This is a genomic window from Clostridium collagenovorans DSM 3089, assembly GCF_900130005.1.
Taxonomy (GTDB): domain Bacteria; phylum Bacillota; class Clostridia; order Clostridiales; family Clostridiaceae; genus Clostridium_D; species Clostridium_D collagenovorans.
Genome location: NZ_FQXP01000026.1, coordinates 1 through 1,445, shown reverse-complemented (window position 1 = coordinate 1,445; position 1,445 = coordinate 1). Strand labels below are relative to the sequence as shown.

The 1,445-nt window shown below is 26.0% G+C and carries 1 protein-coding gene; it reads right to left on the bottom strand.

Annotated features, from left to right (window positions below; all coding sequences use genetic code 11):
• Positions 1 to 565: 565 nt before the first annotated feature.
• The gene (locus BUA48_RS15205) at positions 566 to 1,015 is read right to left on the bottom strand and encodes a SpoIIIAH-like family protein (RefSeq protein ID WP_072832889.1); all 450 of its coding nucleotides are present in this window, start codon (positions 1,013 to 1,015) and stop codon (positions 566 to 568) included.
• Between the last annotated feature and the right edge of the window lie 430 nt (positions 1,016 to 1,445).

Here is a 1,445-nt window from a genome sequence, read left to right as displayed (position 1 = left end):
ATATTTCATAGGATAAAAACTTCTAATATGTACTAAATTAAGCTGTTGTAGATTTAACCTATCTTTAGTAAGTTACACTTTTATTTTAACAACCCCATGGTTTAAATCTCTCTGATCTCTCTTAAATAATATATACTTTGTATTAAATAAGCTTCATTTATATTTCATAGGATAAAAATTTCTAATATGTACTAAATTACGATGTTGTAGATTTAATATTGCAAAGTATGTACATAAATAAGAACCGAAAGTATTTTAAACCAAATTAAATCTAACCTCAAAGTCCTTACTACACCATTATAATTATAGTTTCATAACAATACCCTTTCCATTGGGTAATATATAGCTTTCATTAGAAGCTTATAATGTATTCCTTATACAATTCTAGGTAGCATACCTATAGATATTAGTTTTCCGCCTTGTAAAAAGCATAAATATCTGTAGCCCTTAATGATTAAAAAGAGCCATTACCCAATGATATTTCCATTGAATAATAGCTCTTCTTATAATATGAACAACTTAAAATGTGAATATGTCTTTAATAAAGTTTAGTAAATTTAATTATCTATTTTCTTACTATAATCTCAACATCCTTGATGTTGCTTTCTTGTAGAATAGCATCTTTAATTTTTTTACTTTCTTCATCTTTTAACTTGTCTTTATTTTGTACTACAACTTTAACTCTATCATCTTCTAAATAACACATTGCTTTTTTAAAGCCTAATGCCTTAACTTTAGATTCAAGAGTTGCCTCTTTTTCAAATTTTAATGATAGTTGTCTATAGTCTTCTGATGCCTTATCCTTTTGCTCCTGTGGTGTACTTTGATTATCAACCAAAGCCTTTAAGGAATCCAAGGATTTTTGAGTAGCATTGTCTCTTTCTACCTTATCATTTTTAAAATAATCATTTCCGCCAAAACAATATCTTCCCATGCAGAAACCTATTGAAAAGACAAGGATTAAAGAAACTATAACTACTATACTATGTTGTTTGCTATTTAAGTTACATTTCATTTTACTCACCTCAATATATATATATGAGGTGTGCATACTAATATTACAAAAATATATTTATTTCATAAAATTTATTGTGTCATTTTGAACACTTTATAATACTATGTTTAAGCCTTATAAAATATAACTACTTTCCACAAAAATTTTTCACCTATATACCTTATAATATTGAAAATTTATTTTCTATATTTTATCTTAAATGATAACGTCAAATAGGTTCTTTCCATAGTTATTGGATTTTAAATAGTGTATCATATAGATATATATGAATCGGAGGACAGCTATGGAAAGCATAATTAAAATTTTGGATACATCACTTGAATATAAATCTCATGGAGCTAATAGATAATACACTGTATATTACTGTAATTTCAAAAAATGAGGATTTAAGATGCTCTAATTGCAATACTTTAACAAATAAAGTGCATTC

Excerpts from the sequence above, each read along its gene's own strand:
- BUA48_RS15205 (WP_072832889.1), bottom strand. The coding sequence starts at position 1,015 with ATGAAATGTAACTTAAATAGCAAACAACATAGTATAGTAGTTATAGTT.